General features: G+C 70.0%; 18 protein-coding genes. 8 read left to right on the top strand and 10 right to left on the bottom strand.

The genetic code is table 11. The features are described from left to right. Positions 1 to 212 precede the first annotated feature (212 nt). Positions 213 to 923, top strand: a complete 711-nt coding sequence (locus ACZ7L1_RS10815; RefSeq protein WP_471436026.1) for a helix-turn-helix transcriptional regulator — start codon at positions 213 to 215, stop codon at positions 921 to 923. 158 nt (positions 924 to 1,081) lie between these two features. Here ACZ7L1_RS10815 and ACZ7L1_RS10810 read toward each other — a convergent pair whose 3' ends face one another. Then, on the bottom strand, positions 1,082 to 1,390 hold the full coding sequence (locus ACZ7L1_RS10810) for a hypothetical protein (protein WP_471436024.1): 309 nt from the start codon (positions 1,388 to 1,390) through the stop codon (positions 1,082 to 1,084). Positions 1,391 to 1,410: 20 nt separating this feature from the next. Beyond that, on the bottom strand, positions 1,411 to 3,090 hold the full coding sequence (locus tag ACZ7L1_RS10805) for a sodium:solute symporter family protein (protein WP_471436023.1): 1,680 nt from the start codon (positions 3,088 to 3,090) through the stop codon (positions 1,411 to 1,413). A 177-nt stretch (positions 3,091 to 3,267) separates the two neighbouring features. Here ACZ7L1_RS10805 and galT point away from each other — a divergent pair, with 177 nt between their 5' ends. From galT to galK, 3 genes are read left to right on the top strand one after another with little or no spacing between them, the layout of a single operon-like run. Continuing rightward, positions 3,268 to 4,329, top strand: coding sequence for a galactose-1-phosphate uridylyltransferase (gene galT, locus ACZ7L1_RS10800; protein ID WP_471436021.1), 1,062 nt, complete (start codon positions 3,268 to 3,270; stop codon positions 4,327 to 4,329). Beyond that, a complete protein-coding gene (galE, locus tag ACZ7L1_RS10795) occupies positions 4,326 to 5,294 on the top strand; it encodes a UDP-glucose 4-epimerase GalE (RefSeq protein ID WP_471436020.1) in 969 nt (322 codons plus the stop codon). Before galT ends, galE begins: the two co-directional genes overlap by 4 nt. After that, positions 5,295 to 6,437: a galactokinase gene (gene galK, locus ACZ7L1_RS10790; protein ID WP_471436018.1), complete on the top strand. Its 1,143-nt coding sequence runs from the start codon at positions 5,295 to 5,297 to the stop codon at positions 6,435 to 6,437. Here galK and ACZ7L1_RS10785 read toward each other — a convergent pair whose 3' ends face one another. Next, positions 6,438 to 6,905: a GNAT family N-acetyltransferase gene (locus tag ACZ7L1_RS10785; RefSeq protein WP_471436016.1), complete on the bottom strand. Its 468-nt coding sequence runs from the start codon at positions 6,903 to 6,905 to the stop codon at positions 6,438 to 6,440. 251 nt (positions 6,906 to 7,156) lie between these two features. Between ACZ7L1_RS10785 and ACZ7L1_RS10780 the strand changes: the two genes are divergently transcribed. Next, positions 7,157 to 7,924 carry a LuxR C-terminal-related transcriptional regulator gene (locus ACZ7L1_RS10780; RefSeq protein WP_200420679.1) on the top strand — a complete coding sequence of 256 codons (768 nt, stop codon included), beginning with the start codon at positions 7,157 to 7,159 and terminating at the stop codon, positions 7,922 to 7,924. Here ACZ7L1_RS10780 and tamR read toward each other — a convergent pair. Then, positions 7,883 to 8,380, bottom strand: coding sequence for a MarR family transcriptional regulator TamR (tamR, locus tag ACZ7L1_RS10775; protein ID WP_103837595.1), 498 nt, complete (start codon positions 8,378 to 8,380; stop codon positions 7,883 to 7,885). The genes ACZ7L1_RS10780 and tamR overlap by 42 nt on opposite strands. Positions 8,381 to 8,585: 205 nt before the next feature. Between tamR and ACZ7L1_RS10770 the strand changes: the two genes are divergently transcribed. Both ACZ7L1_RS10770 and ACZ7L1_RS10765 read left to right on the top strand, forming a co-directional pair. Then, entirely contained in the window at positions 8,586 to 9,392 is an 807-nt protein-coding gene (locus tag ACZ7L1_RS10770) for a trans-aconitate 2-methyltransferase (RefSeq protein WP_471436014.1), read from the top strand. A gap of 3 nt (positions 9,393 to 9,395) precedes the next feature. Continuing rightward, positions 9,396 to 9,782, top strand: a complete 387-nt coding sequence (locus ACZ7L1_RS10765) for a VOC family protein (RefSeq protein ID WP_471436012.1) — start codon at positions 9,396 to 9,398, stop codon at positions 9,780 to 9,782. A gap of 180 nt (positions 9,783 to 9,962) precedes the next feature. Here the strand turns inward: ACZ7L1_RS10765 and ACZ7L1_RS10760 are convergent, their stop codons facing one another. Together ACZ7L1_RS10760 and ACZ7L1_RS10755 are read right to left on the bottom strand one after the other, a co-directional pair. Further along, positions 9,963 to 10,565, bottom strand: coding sequence for a TetR/AcrR family transcriptional regulator (locus tag ACZ7L1_RS10760; RefSeq protein ID WP_236041747.1), 603 nt, complete (start codon positions 10,563 to 10,565; stop codon positions 9,963 to 9,965). Between the two features lie 84 nt (positions 10,566 to 10,649). Beyond that, positions 10,650 to 11,642, bottom strand: coding sequence for an acyl-CoA desaturase (locus tag ACZ7L1_RS10755; protein ID WP_471436010.1), 993 nt, complete (start codon positions 11,640 to 11,642; stop codon positions 10,650 to 10,652). A 310-nt stretch (positions 11,643 to 11,952) separates the two neighbouring features. On the opposite strand from ACZ7L1_RS10755, the gene ppc reads away from it, so the two are divergent. Beyond that, complete coding sequence (ppc, locus tag ACZ7L1_RS10750; protein ID WP_471436008.1) at positions 11,953 to 14,685, top strand: phosphoenolpyruvate carboxylase; 2,733 nt, start codon at positions 11,953 to 11,955, stop codon at positions 14,683 to 14,685. A 70-nt stretch (positions 14,686 to 14,755) separates the two neighbouring features. On the opposite strand, the gene ACZ7L1_RS10745 is transcribed toward ppc, so the two are convergent. The 4 genes from ACZ7L1_RS10745 to ACZ7L1_RS10730 all read right to left on the bottom strand — a co-directional run bounded on the left by ACZ7L1_RS10745 (position 14,756) and on the right by ACZ7L1_RS10730 (position 17,399). Further along, on the bottom strand, positions 14,756 to 15,451 hold the full coding sequence (locus tag ACZ7L1_RS10745; RefSeq protein ID WP_471436007.1) for an LPXTG cell wall anchor domain-containing protein: 696 nt from the start codon (positions 15,449 to 15,451) through the stop codon (positions 14,756 to 14,758). Positions 15,452 to 15,584: 133 nt separating this feature from the next. Next, positions 15,585 to 16,088, bottom strand: a complete 504-nt coding sequence (locus ACZ7L1_RS10740; RefSeq protein WP_471436005.1) for a hypothetical protein — start codon at positions 16,086 to 16,088, stop codon at positions 15,585 to 15,587. A 42-nt stretch (positions 16,089 to 16,130) separates the two neighbouring features. Next, the gene (gene pth / locus ACZ7L1_RS10735) at positions 16,131 to 16,733 is read right to left on the bottom strand and encodes an aminoacyl-tRNA hydrolase (RefSeq protein WP_471436004.1); all 603 of its coding nucleotides are present in this window, start codon (positions 16,731 to 16,733) and stop codon (positions 16,131 to 16,133) included. 69 nt (positions 16,734 to 16,802) lie between these two features. Continuing rightward, positions 16,803 to 17,399, bottom strand: a complete 597-nt coding sequence (locus ACZ7L1_RS10730) for a 50S ribosomal protein L25/general stress protein Ctc (protein WP_471436002.1) — start codon at positions 17,397 to 17,399, stop codon at positions 16,803 to 16,805. Positions 17,400 to 17,516 lie beyond the last annotated feature (117 nt).

The raw sequence follows: 17,516 nt of genomic DNA, 5'->3' as shown, positions 1-17,516 counted from the left end.
GGCGGGGCCTTTCACGTACCCGTCATCAGCCGCCATTGGGCGGGATTTCGGTAATCCGGGGCACTTCTGGCCGGTAGGGGAAGCGCGATGTCGAACAAGCGTGTAGCTTCCGGGGGCATGAAGGGCGGGGGTTGCGCCGGGGGGCTTCTGTCCATGCGGGCCAGTGGGCATCCATAGTGGGCATCCACGGGGGGGGACTGGGGGGTTGCTCGATGGGAGTGCGGCTCATGGTGGTCGACGACCACCGATTGCTCGCCGAGGCGCTGGCCTCGGCTCTGAAGCTGAGGGGGCACCGGGTGCTCGCCGCGGCGGCGCCCGCCGCGGGGGCGGCGGACCTGGTGATCAGCAGGGCGCCCGAAGTGTGCCTGCTGGGCACGGCGGCACCCGCGGAGCCGGGTGCCTTCGACCCGGTGGTGCGCATCAAGCGGGAGCGCCCGCAGGTGGCGGTGCTGGTGCTCGGCCCGGTGCCGAGCCCGCGCGGGATAGCGGCCGCGTTCGCCGCCGGCGCCTCGGGCTACGTACGGCACGACGAGCGCATCGAGGGCGTCGAGCGGGCCATCATGAAGGCGCGGGCGGGTGAGGCTGCCGTGGCGCCGCAGCTGTTGCAGGGCGCGTTCGACGAACTGCTCAATCCGGCGGCGCAGCCGGACGACGAGGGCCAGCGCCTGTTGCAGATGCTGACCCCGAGGGAGGTCGAGGTCCTGGTCCGGGTGGCCGACGGCGAGGACACCCGCCTGATCGCGGCGGGCATGGGCATCGCCCCGTCCACGGCCCGCACCCACGTCCAACGCGTCCTGATGAAACTGGGCGTGGGCTCCCGCCTGGAGGCTGCCGCCCTGGCGGCACGGACGGGCCTCTTGGACCGGGCGGGGCCCGTCAAACCCGGGAGCGAGCAGCCGGGAGTGGGCGAGCGCCCGGCGTAGCTGCAGGCAGTCATGCCTCCCCCGGAGCCTCAACGACCTGGGGCACCCCCAGGGCGGCGGCACGGGTGGGCGCTGGGACTCCCCCCCCCGGCTCGAAGAGCTTCGGGGAGGCACCCGGTAGCCGCCGGGTCGCGCAGCCCACCCCGCCCGGCCGGGCGTTACTCCGGCTTCTCCCCCGCCCCCCCGTCAGCGGCCGGCGGAGCCATCGGCCTCAGCTTCAGCCAGAGCAGGAACAGCAGGCCCAGGATCAGCATCCCGAGGCCCGTCCACAGGTTGATGTTGACGCCCTCCGCCTTGCGGATCGCCGCGTCGGACGCCGTGAACCCGGCGATCATCACAATGACGCCGTAGAGCACGAACAGGCCGCCGATGATGCGGCGCAGATCGAAGATGCGTGCCGCGGTGGCGGACTTGCCTTCCAGCTCGGTGACTTGGCGCTGGGCGTCGTGTTCGGAGTACTCGGACATGGTCGGTCAATCCTCCGCGGTCAGAGCGAGAACGGGATGTAGCAGGCGGCGGCGAGGACGACCGCGCCCCAGCCGAGCAGGGCGGGCCTGCGGTACCAGGCGTCGTCGCCCGCGGAGGGCGGCTCGGCCATGCCGGGCGAGCGGGTGCCGTAGACGAGGCCCTGCAGCTGCTCAGCCGGCTTGGGCTTGGTGAACAGCGAGACCACGACCATCACGACCGCGCCGGCCACGAAACCGGCGATCGCGGAGACGAAGTTGGCACCCTGGTCGGTGGGGATGCCGATGATGCCGTGCTTGTAGATGACGAAGTAGTTGACCATCGCGGTCACCGTGCCGGCGAGCAGGCCCCAGAAGCCGGACTTCTTCGACGCGCGCTTCCAGAACATGCCGACGATGAACACCACGAACATCGGCACGTTGAAGAAGGAGAACAGCGTCTGCAGGTAGCTCATGATGTTCGAGAACGACGACGCGAGGAACGCCGTGCCGATCGACGCCAGCACGCCGATCGCCGTGATGAGGCGGCCGAAGCGGACGTAGTACGCGTCCTCGCGGTCCTTGACGATGTACCGCGCCCAGATGTCGTTGGTGAACACCGTGTTGAAGGACGACACGTTGGCCGCCATGCCCGCCATGAAGGCCGCCAGCAGACCGGTGACCGCGATGCCGAGGACACCGTTGGGCAGCAGCTCCTGCATCAGGTACGGGATCGCGTCGTTGTACTGCAGGGAGGAGCCGGGCGTGCCGATCTTCGGGACCAGGACGGCGGCCACCAGGCCCGGGATCATCACCAGGAACACGATGAAGATCTTCGGGAACGCGGCGATCAGCGGGGTGCGCTGGGCGGCGGAGAGGTTCTTCGCGGACAGGGCGCGCTGCACCTCGGCGAAGTTGGTGGTCCAGTAGCCGAAGGACAGCACGAAGCCGAGGCCGAGGACGATGGTCAGCCAGTTGGCGCCCAGCGGGTTGGCGTGCCCGATCCCGGTGCCGCCCCAGGCGGTGACGAAGTCGTGGCCGTGGGTCTTGGTGAGCTTGTCGGTCAGCCCGCCCCAGCCGCCGACCTTCTTCAGGCCGAGCACGGTGATCGGGATGAGCGCCGCGAGGATCACGAAGAACTGCAGCACCTCGTTGTAGATCGCCGACGACAGCCCGCCGAGGGTGATGTACGCGAGCACGAAGAAGCCGGCGACCACGATCGCCACCCACTGCGGCCAGCCCAGCAGCGCCTCCACGACGATCGCGAGGGCGTAGAGGTTCACGCCCGCGATGAGGATCGCGGCGAAGGCGAACAGGATCGAGCTCAGCAGGTGCGCTCCCTTGTCGAAGCGCAGCAGCAGGAACTCGGGCACGGAGCGGACCTTGGAGCCGTAGTAGAACGGCATCATCACGAGGCCCAGGAAGACCATGGCCGGGATGGCGCCGATCCAGTACCAGTGCACGGTGTAGGCGCCGTACTGGGCGCTGTTGGCGGCCATGCCGAGGATCTCGGTGGCGGCCAGGTTGGCGGAGATGAACGCGAGACCGGTGATCCAGGCGGGCAGGGAGCGCCCGGACAGGAAGAAGTCGAGGCTGGTCTTCACCGAGCGGCGGGCCGCGAAGCCGATGCCGAGGACGACCGCGAAGTAGATCCCGAGGATCGCGTAGTCGAGCCCGTTCGTGGGGAGTCGTAGCTCGGCTGCCAGATATGTGGGGGTTTGCATGAATACTCGCTTCGTTGCGTAAACCAATCAGTGCGGAACCGTACGCCCCCGCGTTCGATATTTGAACACTTCTGATGATGGTCTTTGTTGGATTGTGACGTTGACGCAGGTGGTGACTTGTGTTTTGGTGTGTTGGGTTATGTTTGAAGGGTGAGTGGCTCGAATGGAGAGTCGAACGTGAAGAAGACCTCGACCCGGCTGGCCGACGGTCGTGAGCTCATCTACTACGACCTGCGCGACGACGTCGTGCGGGACGCGGTCGACCGTCGGCCGCTCGAGCGGACCGTCACGACCTCCGAAATCCGCCCGGACGTGCTGCTCGGCGACTCGGTGGCCATCGCCTCGCACCGTCAGGGCCGCACCTACCACCCGCCCGCCGACGAGTGCCCGCTGTGCCCCTCCAGGGACGGCAGGCTGAGCGAGATCCCCGACTCGTCCTACGACGTCGTCGTCTTCGAGAACCGTTTCCCCTCGCTCGCCGGCGACTCCGGCCGCTGCGAGGTCGTCTGCTTCACCTCCGACCACAACGCCTCCTTCGCCGACCTGACCGAGGAGCAGGCGGGCCTGGTCCTGGACGCCTGGACCGACCGCACCGCCGAGCTGTCCCACCTGCCGGCCGTCGAGCAGGTCTTCTGCTTCGAGAACCGCGGCGCGGAGATCGGCGTGACCCTCGGCCACCCGCACGGGCAGATCTACGCGTACCCCTTCACCACACCCCGCACCGCCCTGATGCTCCGTTCGCTGGCCGCCCACAAGGAGGCGACCGGCGGGGAGAACCTGTTCGACGCCGTCCTGGAGCGCGAACTCGCCGACGAGCGGATCGTCCTGCAGGGCGAGCACTGGGTGGCGTTCGTGCCGTACGCCGCGCACTGGCCCTACGAGGTCCACCTCTACCCCCGCCGCCGCGTCCCCGACCTGCTCGGGCTCGACGAGGCCGCACGCACAGAGTTTCCCAAGGTCTACCTGGAACTCTTGAAGCGCTTCGACCGGATCTTCGGCGAGGGTGAGCCTCCGACGCCGTACATCGCCGCCTGGCACCAGGCGCCGTTCGGCACATTGGACGAGTTCGACGGCGTGACCAGGGACGACTTCGCGCTCCACCTCGAGCTTTTCACCATTCGCCGCACTTCCGGCAAGCTGAAGTTCCTCGCGGGTTCCGAGTCCGGCATGAACGTGTTCATCAACGACGTGCCGCCGGAGGCCGCGGCCCGGAGACTGCGAGAGGTAGCGAGTTCATGAGCGGGAAGTACCTGGTCACCGGCGGCGCCGGCTATGTGGGCAGCGTGGTCGCGCAGCACCTGCTGGAGGCCGGCCACGAGGTCGTCGTCCTCGACAACCTCTCCACCGGTTTCCGCGAGGGCGTGCCGGCCGGTGCCTCCTTCGTCGAGGGAGACATCCGCGACGCCGCCAAGTGGCTCGACGCCTCCTTCGACGCGGTCCTGCACTTCGCCGCGTTCTCGCAGGTCGGCGAGTCGGTCGTGAAGCCGGAGAAGTACTGGGACAACAACGTCGGCGGCACCATGGCCCTGCTCGGCGCCATGCGCGAGGCCGGTGTGCGCAGGCTCGTCTTCTCCTCCACGGCGGCCACCTACGGCGAGCCGGTGAACACCCCGATCACCGAGACCGACCCGACCGCGCCGACCTCCCCCTACGGCGCCTCCAAGCTCGCCGTCGACCACATGATCACCGGTGAGGCGGCCGCGCACGGCCTGGGCGCCGTCTCCCTGCGCTACTTCAACGTCGCCGGCGCCTACGGCGCCTACGGCGAGCGCCACAACCCCGAGTCCCACCTCATCCCGCTCGTCCTCCAGGTCGCGCAGGGCAGGCGCGAGGCCATCTCGATCTTCGGCGACGACTACCCGACGCCGGACGGCACCTGCATCCGCGACTACATCCATGTCGCCGACCTCGCCGAGGCCCACCTGCTCGCCCTGGACGCCGCCACCCCCGGCGCACACCTGATCTGCAACCTCGGCAACGGCAACGGCTTCTCGGTGCGCGAGGTCATCGAAACGGTGCGCCAGGTCACCGGGCACCCGATCCCCGAGGTCGTGGCCCCGCGCCGGGGCGGCGACCCGGCTGTCCTGGTCGCCTCCGCGGCCACGGCCCGCGAGAAGCTCGGCTGGAACCCGTCCCGCGCGGACCTCGCGGGGATCGTCGCGGACGCGTGGCAGTTCGCACAGAACATCGCAAGGGAGCAGTAGGTGGGCGTACGCGAGGGCTTCGGGGAGATCTACGGGACGGCTCCCGAGGGCGTCTGGGCGGCACCGGGCCGGGTCAACCTGATCGGCGAGTACACGGACTTCAACGAGGGCTTCGTGATGCCGCTCGCGCTGCCGCACACGGCGGTCGCGGGGGTGTCGCGGCGCACCGACGGTGTCCTGCGGCTGCACTCGGCCGACATCGAGGGCCCGGTCGTCGAACTGCACGTCGACGAACTGCAGCCGCTGACCAACACCAGCTGGGCCGCCTACCCGGCGGGTGTCGTCTGGGTGCTGCGCGAGGCCGGCCACCCGATCACCGGCGCGGACGTGCACCTGTCCTCGACGGTGCCGACCGGCGCCGGCCTGTCCTCCTCGGCGGCGCTGGAGGTGGTCGTCGCCCTCGCGCTGGACGACCTGTACGAGCTGGGTCTCACGGGCCCCGAGCTGGCCAGGATCGCGCAGCGCGCCGAGAACGACTTCGTGGGCGTGCCCTGCGGGATCATGGACCAGATGGCGTCGGCGTGTGCCACGGACGGCTACGCGCTGCACCTGGACTGCCGTGACCTGTCCATCCGGCAGATCCCCTTCGACCTGGCCTCGAAGGGTCTGACGCTGCTGGTCGTCGACACCCGCGTGAAGCACGCGCTGGGCGACGGGGCGTACGCCGAGCGGCGCGAGGGCTGCGAGGAGGGCGCACGGCAGCTGGGCGTCTCGCATCTGCGGGACGTGGCATACGAGGAGCTTGACGCCGCGCTCGCGCATCTGTCCGACGAGCGGGTGCGCCGCTATGTGCGCCATGTCGTCTCGGACGACCACCGGGTCGACCAGGTGGTCCGGCTGCTGGACGCGGGCGAGGTCCGGGCGATCGGCCCGGTGCTGACCGAGGGTCATGTCTCACTCCGCGACGACCTGCGGATCTCCTGCCCGGAGCTGGACCTGGTGGTGGACACGGCGAACGCCGCGGGCGCGCTGGGGGCACGGATGACGGGCGGCGGCTTCGGCGGCTCGGCGATCGTCCTGGTGGAGGCGTCGGACACGGACACGATCACCAAGGCGATCGAGGAGGCGTTCACCTCCGCCGGCTACACGGCACCTCGGGTGTTCCCGGCGGTGCCGTCGGCCGGGGCGCGCCGCCTGGGCTGATCACGCCCTGCCTCGGCCCAGCCGTTTCGTCAACGTGTACTCCGTGATCCCCGGCGGATAGTCGGGGATCACACACACCACCTCGTAGCCCTGCTTCCGGTAGAACTCCGGGGCCTGGAAGTCCCACGTCTCCAGGCGGCACGCCGTGCAACCGCGGTCCTCGTGGGCCGTCCGCTCCGCCTGCGCGAGCAGCCGGGTGCCGACGCCCGCGCCGCGGTGCCGGTCGTCCACCCACAGGTACGCGACGTGCAGCCACGTCGTCCAGGTGTGCCCGACCAGCCCGCCCGCCACTTCCCCCGCCGCGTCCAACGCCCACACATGGAGCGGAACATCGCGCTCCGCCGGTGTTCCGCGCAGGGCGCGCAGCACCGGGGACGCCGCCGAGTTCGTCTCGCGCAGCCGAGCCCGGAGCAGATCCCGCCGCTCCTTGTCGACTTCTGTCTCGATACGAAACATGGGCCTCACCATAAACGCGTCGGCCGACCAGTTCTGCAAATCGCCTTCCGCTCCAGGCCGGCGGCCCTACCCTGTGAAACAGCGCCGGTGGGGGCCGGTGCTGATCAGGGGGCGAGACAGTCGGGTACGGCGCCCGGGGCGGGGGTAGCAGTTCCAGCACGGCGGCGGCCGTGCCGCTGCGTTACCCGTCCCAGGTGAAAATCCGGGGAGCGCTCCGGGCGCCGTATCCGCGCCGGGCCGTCCCCCGAACAGTGGGGGTATCAGTGGTTCGCATCCGAGTTCTGGTCGTCGACGATCACCGCATCTTCGCCGAGTCCCTCGCCGCCGCCCTGGCGGCCGAACCGGACGTCGACGTGTCCGCGGCCGGCAGCGGCCCGGCCGCGCTGCGCTGCCTGGAGCGGGCGGCCGCGGAGGGCCGCAGATTCGACGTGATGCTCGTCGACGCGGACCTCGGGGGCAACGTCCTGGGCTCGCGCCCGGCGGTCCCCGTCCAGGACGGCGACGAGGACGGCCTCGTCGACGGCATCTCCCTCGTCGCCGGCGTCCGCTCCGGCCAGCCGAACGTGCGGACCGTCGTCCTCGCCGAGAAGGACGACCCGCGCCGCGCCGCCCTCGCCCTGCAGGCCGGCGCCTCCGGCTGGGTCGCCAAGGACTGCTCGCTGCAGCGGCTGCTCACCGTCATCAGGGGCGTCCTGCGGGACGAGACGCACCTGCCGCCCGCCCTGCTCACCGGGGTGCTGCGCGAGCTGACCGCGGCCCGCAAGCACCGCACCGAGAGCGAGCGTCTGGTGGAGTCCCTCACGCCCCGGGAGCGGGAGGTGCTGCGGTGCATGGTCGCCGGACTCGGCCGCAAGGCCGTCGCCGAGCGGCTGTTCCTGTCCCCGCACACCGTTCGCACGCACATGCAGAACGTGCTGGGGAAGCTGGGCGTCCACTCCACGCTCGCCGCCGTCGCCCTCGCCCGCCGCGCCGGGGTCGGCCCGGTCGACCTAGCCGGGGATGTTGTCGAACGGGGCGGTCAGCTGGCGTAGCAGCGCGGCCAGCTCACCGCGCTGGGCCGAGCTCAGCTCGGAGAGGATCGCGCGCTCCTGGTCGAGGAGTCCGGCGAGAGCCTGGTCGGCCCGGTCCCGGCCCTCGTCCGTGAGCCGCACCAGCACACCCCGGCGGTCGCTCGGGTCCGGGAGCCGCTCGACCAGGCCCTTTTTCGCGAGGCGGTCGATGCGGTTGGTCATCGTGCCGGAGGTGACCAGTGTCTGGGTGAGCAACTGGCCGGGGGAGAGCTGATAGGGGCTGCCGGCCCGGCGGAGCGCGGTGAGGACGTCGAACTCCCAGGGCTCCAGGCCGTGTTCCGAGAACGCCAGCCGGCGTGCGCGGTCCAGATGCCGGGCCAGTCTGCTGACCCGGCTGAGCACCTCGAGCGGTTCCACGTCGAGGTCCGGGCGTTCCCTGCGCCACGCCGCGACCAGCCGATCGACCTCGTCCTCCATGCGATCAGTGTAGTGGTTGTGTCGATGTGAAGTCTCTTGATGCGAGACATCTTGATATTGAGTCTCTTGACGTCGAGATAGTTGCGGTACGAGGATGGTGAGCCGTACGGAGGCGGCGTCAAACGGGGGCGACGCCTCCGTATGGCGGCGCCGTCCGCGCCGCGGCGCCCACTCGCCCCCCAGCCCGCCCCGAGGAGGCCCCGCCATGCCCGCCACCGGCCCCACCTGGGACCCCGCCCAGTACCTCCGCCACGCGGACCACCGCGCCCGTCCCTTCACCGACCTGCTCTCCCGCGTGCCCGAACTTCCCGGCGACCCGCCCCGCGTCGCCGACCTGGGCTGCGGACCGGGCAACGTCACCGTCCTGCTCGCCGAGCGCTGGCCCACCGCGCACATCACCGGCTACGACAACTCCCCGGAGATGCTCGCGAAGACCGACGCCTACGCGGGCCCCACGGTCGGCGGCGGCCGCCTGGACTTCGCGCACGCCGACGCCCGCACCTGGGCGCCGAAGGAGCCGTACGACCTGATCATCAGCAACGCCACCCTGCAGTGGGTACCCGGACACGCCGGGCGTTTCGCCGAGTGGGTGACAGCCCTGAAGCCGGGCGGCACATTCGCCTTCCAGGTCCCTGGCAACTTCGCCTCCCCCAGCCACCGGCTGATGCGCGAACTCGCCCACTCCGCCCGCTGGAAGGACCGCCTCGCCGAAACCCTGCGCCACGACGACGCGGTCCTCACCCCGGAGGCGTATCTGCACCACCTCACCGCGCTCGGCTGCGCGGCGGACGTCTGGGAGACGACGTATCTGCATCTGCTGCAGGGCGAGGACCCGGTCCTCGACTGGGTCAAGGGCACCGGACTGCGGCCGATCCTCACCGAGCTGGGGGAGGAGGCCGAGGAGTTCGTCGCCGACTACCGTGCGGCGCTGCGCGAGGCGTACCCGGCGACCGAGCACGGCACGGTGTTCCCGTTCCGCCGCATCTTCGCCGTCGCGACGAAGGGAGCCTGACCGGTGCTGACCGCCGTGGACCACGTCCAGCTCGCCGCCCCGCCCGGCTCCGAGGACCGGCTGCGCACGTACTACGTGGACGTCCTGGGCATGACGGAGATCCCCAAGCCGCCGGTGCTCGCCGCGCGCGGAGGCTGCTGGTTCCAGGCGGGGGCCGTGCAGCTGCACCTGGGGATCGAGGATGACTTCCGCCCCGCGAAGAAGGCCCATCCCGGGCTGCGGGTCACGGGGATCGAGGCGTACGCGGCGCGGCTCGCCGAACGCGGGGCGCCGGTCACCTGGGACGCCGACCTGCCGGGGCACCGGCGCTTCTACTCGGAGGATCCGGCGGGGAACCGGCTGGAGTTCCTGGAGCCGCTGGTCACGGCTCGTCGAGTGCGGCAGAGGTGATGTCGATCTCGAAACGGCTCGGCGAGTTCCAGCTCGTCGTGGTGGATGCCGGTGAGGGTGTAGCCGTTGCCGACGACCGGGTCCATGAACGGGATTCAACGGCCTGGGCACCCACGCCAGCCGCCGGAACCGGCAAAGGTCATCACGAAGGTCATCACAACGGGTGATCGGCTCCCGGCCTCAGCTCTTGCGGTGACCTATCAGCCGCGGCTTCGGCTCCAGCCCGTCCAGCCCGTGCCACGCCAGGTTCACCAGATGCGCCGCCACCTCGGCCTTCTTCGGGCGGCGCACGTCCAGCCACCACTGGCCCGTCAGCGCGACCATCCCCACCAGCGCCTGCGCGTACAGCGGGGCCAGCTTCGGGTCGAAGCCGCGGCTCTTGAACTCGCGGCCCAGAATGTCCTCCACCTGCGTCGCGATGTCGGAGATCAGCGACGCGAAGGAGCCCGTCGACTGCGGGATGGGGGAGTCCCGGACCAGGATCCGGAAACCGTCCGTGTACTCCTCGATGTAGTCCAGCAGCGCGAACGCGGCCTGCTCGCACAGCTCACGCGGGTGCCCGGCCGTCAGGGAGCTGGTCACCATGTCCAGCAGGCGCCGCATCTCGCGGTCCACCACCACCGCGTACAGCCCCTCCTTGCCGCCGAAGTGCTCGTACACCACCGGTTTGGACACCCCGGCCTTGGCCGCGATCTCCTCCACCGACGTGCCCTCGAAGCCTTTCGCGGCGAACAGCGTGCGACCGATCTCCAGCAGCTGCTGGCGGCGCTCAGCACCGGTCATCCGAGTACGGCGTGCGCGCCGCGGCTTGTCGCTGCTGGGGGTGCTGGAGTCGGTCGCCACCCCGCCATCATGCCGTGCCGGCGGTCACCTTCCCGAGTCGGGAGCCACTCCCGTCACCGTACGACGCGAATCGATACGCGAGCGTGACGGCCAGCGCACGTCGTACGCCCACCCCAGCTGCTCGAACCAGCGGATGATCCGCGCCGAGGAGTCCAGCTGGCCCCGCTCCACACCGTGCCGTGCCGACGTCGGGTCCGCGTGGTGCAGGTTGTGCCACGACTCGCCGCACGACAGGATCGCCAGCCACCACACGTTGCCCGAACGGTCGCGCGACTTGAACGGCCGCTTGCCCACCGCGTGACAGATCGAATTGATCGACCACGTCACGTGGTGCAGCAGAGCCACCCGTACGAGCGACCCCCAGAAGAACGCGGTGAACGCGCCCCACCAGGACATCGTGGCCAGCCCGCCGATCAGTGCGGGCAGCAGCAGCGACACGGTCGTCCACAGCGCGAACTGGCGGGAGATCGCCCGCATCGTCGGGTCCTTGATCAGGTCCGGGGCGTACTTGTCCTGCGGCGTCTGCTCCTCATCGAACATCCAGCCGAGATGGGCCCACCACAGGCCCTTCATCAACGCCGGAACCGTCTCCCCGTACCGCCACGGGGAGTGCGGGTCGCCCTCCGCGTCGGAGAACTTGTGGTGCTTGCGGTGATCGGCCACCCAGCGCACCAGCGGCCCTTCCACGGCCATCGACCCCGCGATCGCCAGCGCGATCTTCAGGGGCCGCTTCGCCTTGAACGAACCGTGCGTGAAGTGACGGTGGAAACCGATCGTGATGCCGTGGCAGCCCAGGTAGTAGAAGAAGACCAGCAGGCCCATGTCGAGCCAGCTCACGCCCCATCCCCACGCTAGCGGCACCGCCGCGACAAGCGCCAGGAACGGGACGGTGATGAACAGCAGCAGCGTGATCTGCTCGATCGAGCGCTTCTGCTCGCCGCCCAGCGTCGCGGAGGGCAGCGAAGAGTCGTCGTTCGCCTTCGGGGCGTCTTCGATCACATCGGAGCTCGTGGTCATGGGGCGTCCCCTGTGGGGTCGAGGGTCGAGGCAAATGCCCGGATTACGGCACCCAGCGTGCTCCCGCCACCTGACGGGAAACCCTACGGTTCCGTAACCTACGGCGTCGTAAGTATGGCAGTGCGTCGCCCGGCGGCAAGAGCCCGAAAGCCGACGCGTCCGCATCGCCACCTATCCTTGGAGTCGGTCGGACAGCGCGGTCCGCTCTGATTTCTTCCCGGATGCCCGGACCGTATGCGGCACCCGCCGCGCACGGCACCCATCCGGGTCCCCTCCCAGACGAGCTTCAACACTGCAAGGAGCCGCACCTGTGAGCAGTGCCGACGACCAGACGACGACGACCAGCAGTGAACTGCGCGCCGACATCCGCCGACTGGGCGACCTGCTCGGCGAGACCCTCGTCCGCCAGGAAGGCCCCGAGCTCCTGGAGCTGGTCGAAAGGGTCCGCCGGCTGACCCGCGAGGACGGTGACGCCGCCGCGGAACTGCTGCGCGGAACCGAACTGGAGACCGCCGCCAAGCTGGTGCGCGCCTTCTCCACCTACTTCCATCTGGCCAACGTCACCGAGCAGGTGCACCGCGGCCGCGAACTGCGCGCCAAGCGCGCCGCCGAGGGCGGCCTGCTCTCCCGCACCGCCGACCGCCTCAAGGACGCCGACCCCGACCACCTGCGCGACACCGTCCGCAACCTCAACGTGCGCCCCGTCTTCACGGCGCACCCCACCGAGGCCGCGCGCCGGTCGGTCCTCAACAAGCTCCGGCGCATCGCCGCACTCCTGGAAACCCCCGTCATCGAGTCCGACCGCCGACGCCTCGACACCCGGCTCGCCGAGAACATCGACCTCGTCTGGCAGACCGACGAGCTGCGCGTCGTGCGCCCCGAACCCGCCGACGAGGCCCGCAACGCCATCTACTACCTCGACGAACTCCACGCCGGCGCCGTCGGCGACGTCCTGGAGGACCTCACCGCGGAACTCGAGCGCGTCGGCGTCAAGCTCCCCGACGAGACCCGCCCCGTCACCTTCGGCACCTGGATCGGCGGCGACCGCGACGGCAACCCCAACGTCACCCCCCAGGTCACCTGGGACGTCCTCATCCTCCAGCACGAGCACGGCATCAACGACGCCCTGGAGATGATCGACGAGCTGCGCGGCTTCCTGTCCAACTCCATCCGCTACACCGGCGCCACCGAGGAACTCCTCGAGTCCCTCAAGACCGACCTGGACCTCCTGCCGGAGATCAGCCCCCGCTACAAGCGCCTCAACGCCGAGGAGCCCTACCGGCTCAAGGCCACCTGCATCCGCCAGAAGCTCGTCAACACCAAGCAGCGCCTCGCCAAGGGCACCCAGCACGAGCCCGGCCGCGACTACCTCGGCACCGGCGAACTCCTGCACGACCTCAGAGTCATCCAGACCTCCCTGCGCGCCCACCGCGGCGGCCTCTTCGCCGACGGCCGCCTCGCCCGCACCATCCGCACCCTGGCCGCCTTCGGCCTCCAGCTCGCCACGATGGACGTCCGCGAACACGCCGACGCCCACCACCACGCCCTCGGCCAGCTCTTCGACCGGCTCGGCGAGGAGTCCTGGCGCTACGACGACATGCCCCGCGAGTACCGCCACAAGCTGCTCGCCAAGGAACTCCGCTCCCGCCGCCCCCTCGCCCCCACCCCGGCACCGCTCGACGCGGCAGGCGCCAAGACCCTCGGCACCTTCGAGACCATCAAGCGCGCTCTGAAGGTCTTCGGCCCCGAAGTCATCGAGTCCTACATCATCTCCATGTGCCAGGGCGCCGACGACGTCTTCGCCGCCGCCGTCCTCGCCCGCGAGGCCGGCCTCCTCGACCTCCACGCCGGCTGGGCCAAGATCGGCATCGTCCCCCTCCTGGAGACCACCGACGAGCTCAAGGCCGCCGACACCATCCTCGAGGACATGCTCTCCGACCCCTCCTACCGGCGCCTGGTCGCGCTGCGCGGAGACGTCCAGGAGGTCATGCTCGGCTACAGCGACTCCTCCAAGTTCGGCGGCATCACCACCTCCCAGTGGGAGATCCACCGCGCCCAGCGCCGCCTGCGCGACGTCGCCCACCGCTACGGCGTCCGCCTGCGCCTCTTCCACGGCCGCGGCGGCACCGTCGGCCGCGGCGGCGGCCCCACCCACGACGCCATCCTCGCCCAGCCCTGGGGCACCCTCGAAGGCGAGATCAAGGTCACCGAACAGGGCGAGGTCATCTCCGACAAGTACCTCATCCCGTCCCTCGCCCGCGAGAACCTCGAACTGACGGTCGCGGCCACCCTGCAGGCCTCCGCCCTGCACACCGCCCCCCGCCAGTCCGACGAGGCCCTCGCCCGCTGGGACGCCGCCATGGACGTCGTCTCCGACGCCGCCCACGCCGCCTACCGCAAGCTCGTCGAGGACCCCGACCTGCCGACGTACTTCCTCGCCTCCACGCCGGTCGACCAGCTCGCCGACCTGCACCTGGGCTCGCGGCCCTCCCGCCGCCCCGGCTCGGGCGTCTCGCTCGACGGCCTGCGCGCCATCCCCTGGGTGTTCGGCTGGACCCAGTCCCGGCAGATCGTCCCCGGCTGGTTCGGCGTCGGCTCCGGCCTCAAGGCCCTGCGCGAAGCCGGCCTCGACAGCGTGCTCACCGAGATGCACGAACAGTGGCACTTCTTCCGCAACTTCATCTCCAACGTCGAGATGACCCTCGCCAAGACCGACCTGCGGATCGCCCAGCACTACGTCGACACGCTCGTCCCCGACAACCTCAAGCACATCTTCGACACCATCCGGGCCGAACACGAGCTCACCGTGCGCGAGGTACTCCACGTCACCGGCGAACAGGAACTGCTCGACGCGCATCCCGTCCTCAAGCAGACCTTCGCCATCCGCGACGCCTACCTCGACCCCATCTCCTACCTCCAGGTCGCCCTCCTCAAGCGCCAGCGCGACGCGGCCGCCACAGGCGAGGAACCCGACCCGCTGCTCTCCCGCGCCCTGCTCCTCACCGTCAACGGCGTCGCAGCCGGCCTGCGCAACACCGGCTGACACCGCCCCGGACACGACGGTGCCCCCGAGTCCGTACAGGACTCGGGGGCACCGTCACATCCCGCGGACGTCAGCCCCGGGCGGCCCTGCGGCGCCAGAGCACCAGACCACCACCGGCGGCCACCAGCGCCGCCGCCGCACCGGACAACAGCTCCACCGGAGCACCACTGCCCGTCTCGGCCAGGTCACCGCTGCCACCCTGCGCCGAAGGGGACGCGGAGGCCGACACCGACGCCCCCGCACCCGACGACGAACTCGGCGAGGCGCTCGCGCCGACCGTGCCCGACGCGGAGGCGGACGCGGAGGCCGACACGGAGACCGAGGGGGAGCCGGACGGCGTCGTACCGCCCCCGCCGGAGCTCTCGCACTCCGTCCAGAACACCTTGTGCTTGGCGGCACCCTTCTCGCCGTCGAAATTCCAGAACAGCTTGTAGTGCCCGTCGGGCAGCGTCATGTCGGCCGTCCGGCCGTGGCCGTCGGCGTTCAGGGTGACCGCACCGCTCTTCACGGTCTCACCCTTCGTGGCGGCGGTCGGGGCCCACGCCTCGATGTGCCAGTCCACCTGCTGCCGGCCATCGAAATTGAAGGCGTCCAGGTAGAACGAGCACACGTGCGGCTCGTTGCGCTGGTCGTACTCGTCCGTGGCGGACTTGTGGATCTTCACGTCGCCGTTGTCGCCCCGAGCCGAGGCATGGGCGGAGGGAGCGGTCAGCAACGCTGCTGAGGCGACGGCGACGTAAGCGCCGGCGCGCATGAGGGTACGCATGGGCAGTCCATCTTCGAGGAACGGAACGGAAGATGTGGAGGGGGCGGCTCAGCATCCGGCCCGCGAACACCGCAGGTCAATCACGAAGACGCAACAGACACTACATTCACAAACGCCAGGCAAACGCCAGGAGTCACAGCGCCACGAAGGCAGCCGTCATCAGCGCCACCCCCGACCCCGCCAGCACCCACCCCGCCCGCCTCAGCCGCAGCCCGCCCGCCACCACCACCGACGCCATCAACAACGCCCCGGCCAGCGGAAGCCACGCATACAGAACCCCCGCGGGACCCGAACGGACCACCTCGTCCGTGCCCGGCCTCACCACCACGGCGTACGTCCGCCCCCGCCGCACCGCCACCGTCTGCTCGATCGTCACACGGTCACGCGCCGCCGCCCCCGCCGACAACGGCCTGAACGGACCACTGCACACTTCCGCCCCACACCGCGTCACCTCGATCGTGCCGCGCTCACGACCCTTGGTCAGCATCACCAACTGCGCCGTACCCCAGGACCCCCACACCCCACCGACCAGAATCAGCAGGGCGACCGCCCCCATCACCACCACCCGCACCGACCGGAACGCAGCGGACGAGGCCCGGCGAGAGCGGGCGGCGGTGGCAGACATGGCGGGGATCATGGGACATCCCCACACACCCGGTCAACCCCGCAGGGCGGCACATCACGAGTTGTACGTACCCTGCGCCCGCTCCAGCCCATCGATCACCAGACACTCCACCGCATCCGCCGCCCGGTCCACGAAGTAGTCCAGCTCCTTGCGCTCCGCAGAGGAGAAATCCTTCAACACGAAGTCCGCCACCTGCATACGCCCCGGCGGACGCCCGATCCCGAACCGCACCCGGTGATAGTCCGACCCCAACGTCTTCGTGATCGACTTCAGCCCGTTGTGACCGTTGTCACCACCACCGAGCTTCAACCGCAGCATCCCGTAATCGATGTCCAGCTCGTCATGCACCGCGACGACATTCCCCACCGGCACCTTGTAGAAATCCCGCAGAGCGTTCACCGGGCCACCCGACAGGTTCATGTACGACATCGGCTTCACCAGGACCACCCGACGGCTCCCCGGACCCGGCGGCCCGATCCGGCCCTCCATGACCTGCGCCTGTGCCTTCCCGGCCCGCTTGAACTTCCCCCCGATCCGCCCCGCCAGCAGATCCGCCACCATGAACCCCACGTTGTGCCGGTTCATGGCGTACTCGGGCCCGGGATTACCGAGCCCCACGATGAGCCAGGGCGCACCTGGATCGGTCGTCACGTCCATGTCTCCTCGATACGCGCCAGCCGCCACTCCCGAAGGAGCAGCGGCTGACGAAACAGTGCCGGTGAGGGATCAGGCCTCGGCAGCGGCCTCTTCGCCCTCGGCCTCGCCCTCAGCGGCCTCCTCGGCCTGCGCGGCCAGCACCTGCAGGACCACCGTGTCCTCGTCCACGGCCAGCGTGGTGCCGGACGGGAGCGGGATGTCCTTGGCGAGGATGGAGGCACCGGCCGCCAGACCCTCGATGGAGACGGTGACCGACTCGGGGATGTGCGTGGCCTCGGTCTCGACGGGCAGCGTGTTGAGAACGTGCTCCAGGAGGTTGCCGCCCGGCGCAAGCTCGCCCTCGGTGTGGACGTAGACCTCGACGGTGACCTTCTCGCCGCGCTTCACCAGCTGCAGGTCGACGTGCTCCAGGAAGCCCTTGATCGGGTCACGCTGCACGGACTTCGGGATCGCCAGCTCGGTCGACTTGCCGTCGATGTCCAGCGAGATCAGAACGTTCGGCGTACGCAGCGCCAGCAGCAGGTCGTGACCCGGGAACGTCAGGTGCAGCGGGTCGGAACCGTGCCCGTACAGCACGCCCGGAACCTTGCTGTCACGGCGGATACGACGCGCGGCGCCCTTGCCGAACTCGGTGCGCGTCTCGGCGGCGATCTTCACCTCGGACATCTCTCACTCCTCGTAGTAGTACGTAGGACAAACGGTCGGGGTCACCCGGCCACGAACGGCCTGCTACGAAGAGCGCGTCGATAACGGACCGCCGCAATCGAAGAACGAGTGCGGCCT

Source organism: Streptomyces sp. NPDC107546 (assembly GCF_055639175.1).
This window is presented reverse-complemented; position numbering and strand designations above follow the sequence as displayed.

Excerpts from the sequence above, each read along its gene's own strand:
- ACZ7L1_RS10815 (WP_471436026.1), top strand. The coding sequence starts at position 213 with ATGGGAGTGCGGCTCATGGTGGTCGACGACCACCGATTGCTCGCCGAG.
- ACZ7L1_RS10810 (WP_471436024.1), bottom strand. The coding sequence starts at position 1,390 with ATGTCCGAGTACTCCGAACACGACGCCCAGCGCCAAGTCACCGAGCTG.
- ACZ7L1_RS10805 (WP_471436023.1), bottom strand. The coding sequence starts at position 3,090 with ATGCAAACCCCCACATATCTGGCAGCCGAGCTACGACTCCCCACGAAC.
- galE (WP_471436020.1), top strand. The coding sequence starts at position 4,326 with ATGAGCGGGAAGTACCTGGTCACCGGCGGCGCCGGCTATGTGGGCAGC.
- ACZ7L1_RS10785 (WP_471436016.1), bottom strand. The coding sequence starts at position 6,905 with ATGGTGAGGCCCATGTTTCGTATCGAGACAGAAGTCGACAAGGAGCGG.
- tamR (WP_103837595.1), bottom strand. The coding sequence starts at position 8,380 with ATGGAGGACGAGGTCGATCGGCTGGTCGCGGCGTGGCGCAGGGAACGC.
- ACZ7L1_RS10770 (WP_471436014.1), top strand. The coding sequence starts at position 8,586 with ATGCCCGCCACCGGCCCCACCTGGGACCCCGCCCAGTACCTCCGCCAC.
- ACZ7L1_RS10760 (WP_236041747.1), bottom strand. The coding sequence starts at position 10,565 with ATGACCGGTGCTGAGCGCCGCCAGCAGCTGCTGGAGATCGGTCGCACG.
- ACZ7L1_RS10755 (WP_471436010.1), bottom strand. The coding sequence starts at position 11,642 with ATGACCACGAGCTCCGATGTGATCGAAGACGCCCCGAAGGCGAACGAC.
- ACZ7L1_RS10745 (WP_471436007.1), bottom strand. The coding sequence starts at position 15,451 with ATGCGTACCCTCATGCGCGCCGGCGCTTACGTCGCCGTCGCCTCAGCA.
- ACZ7L1_RS10740 (WP_471436005.1), bottom strand. The coding sequence starts at position 16,088 with ATGATCCCCGCCATGTCTGCCACCGCCGCCCGCTCTCGCCGGGCCTCG.
- pth (WP_471436004.1), bottom strand. The coding sequence starts at position 16,733 with ATGGACGTGACGACCGATCCAGGTGCGCCCTGGCTCATCGTGGGGCTC.
- ACZ7L1_RS10730 (WP_471436002.1), bottom strand. The coding sequence starts at position 17,399 with ATGTCCGAGGTGAAGATCGCCGCCGAGACGCGCACCGAGTTCGGCAAG.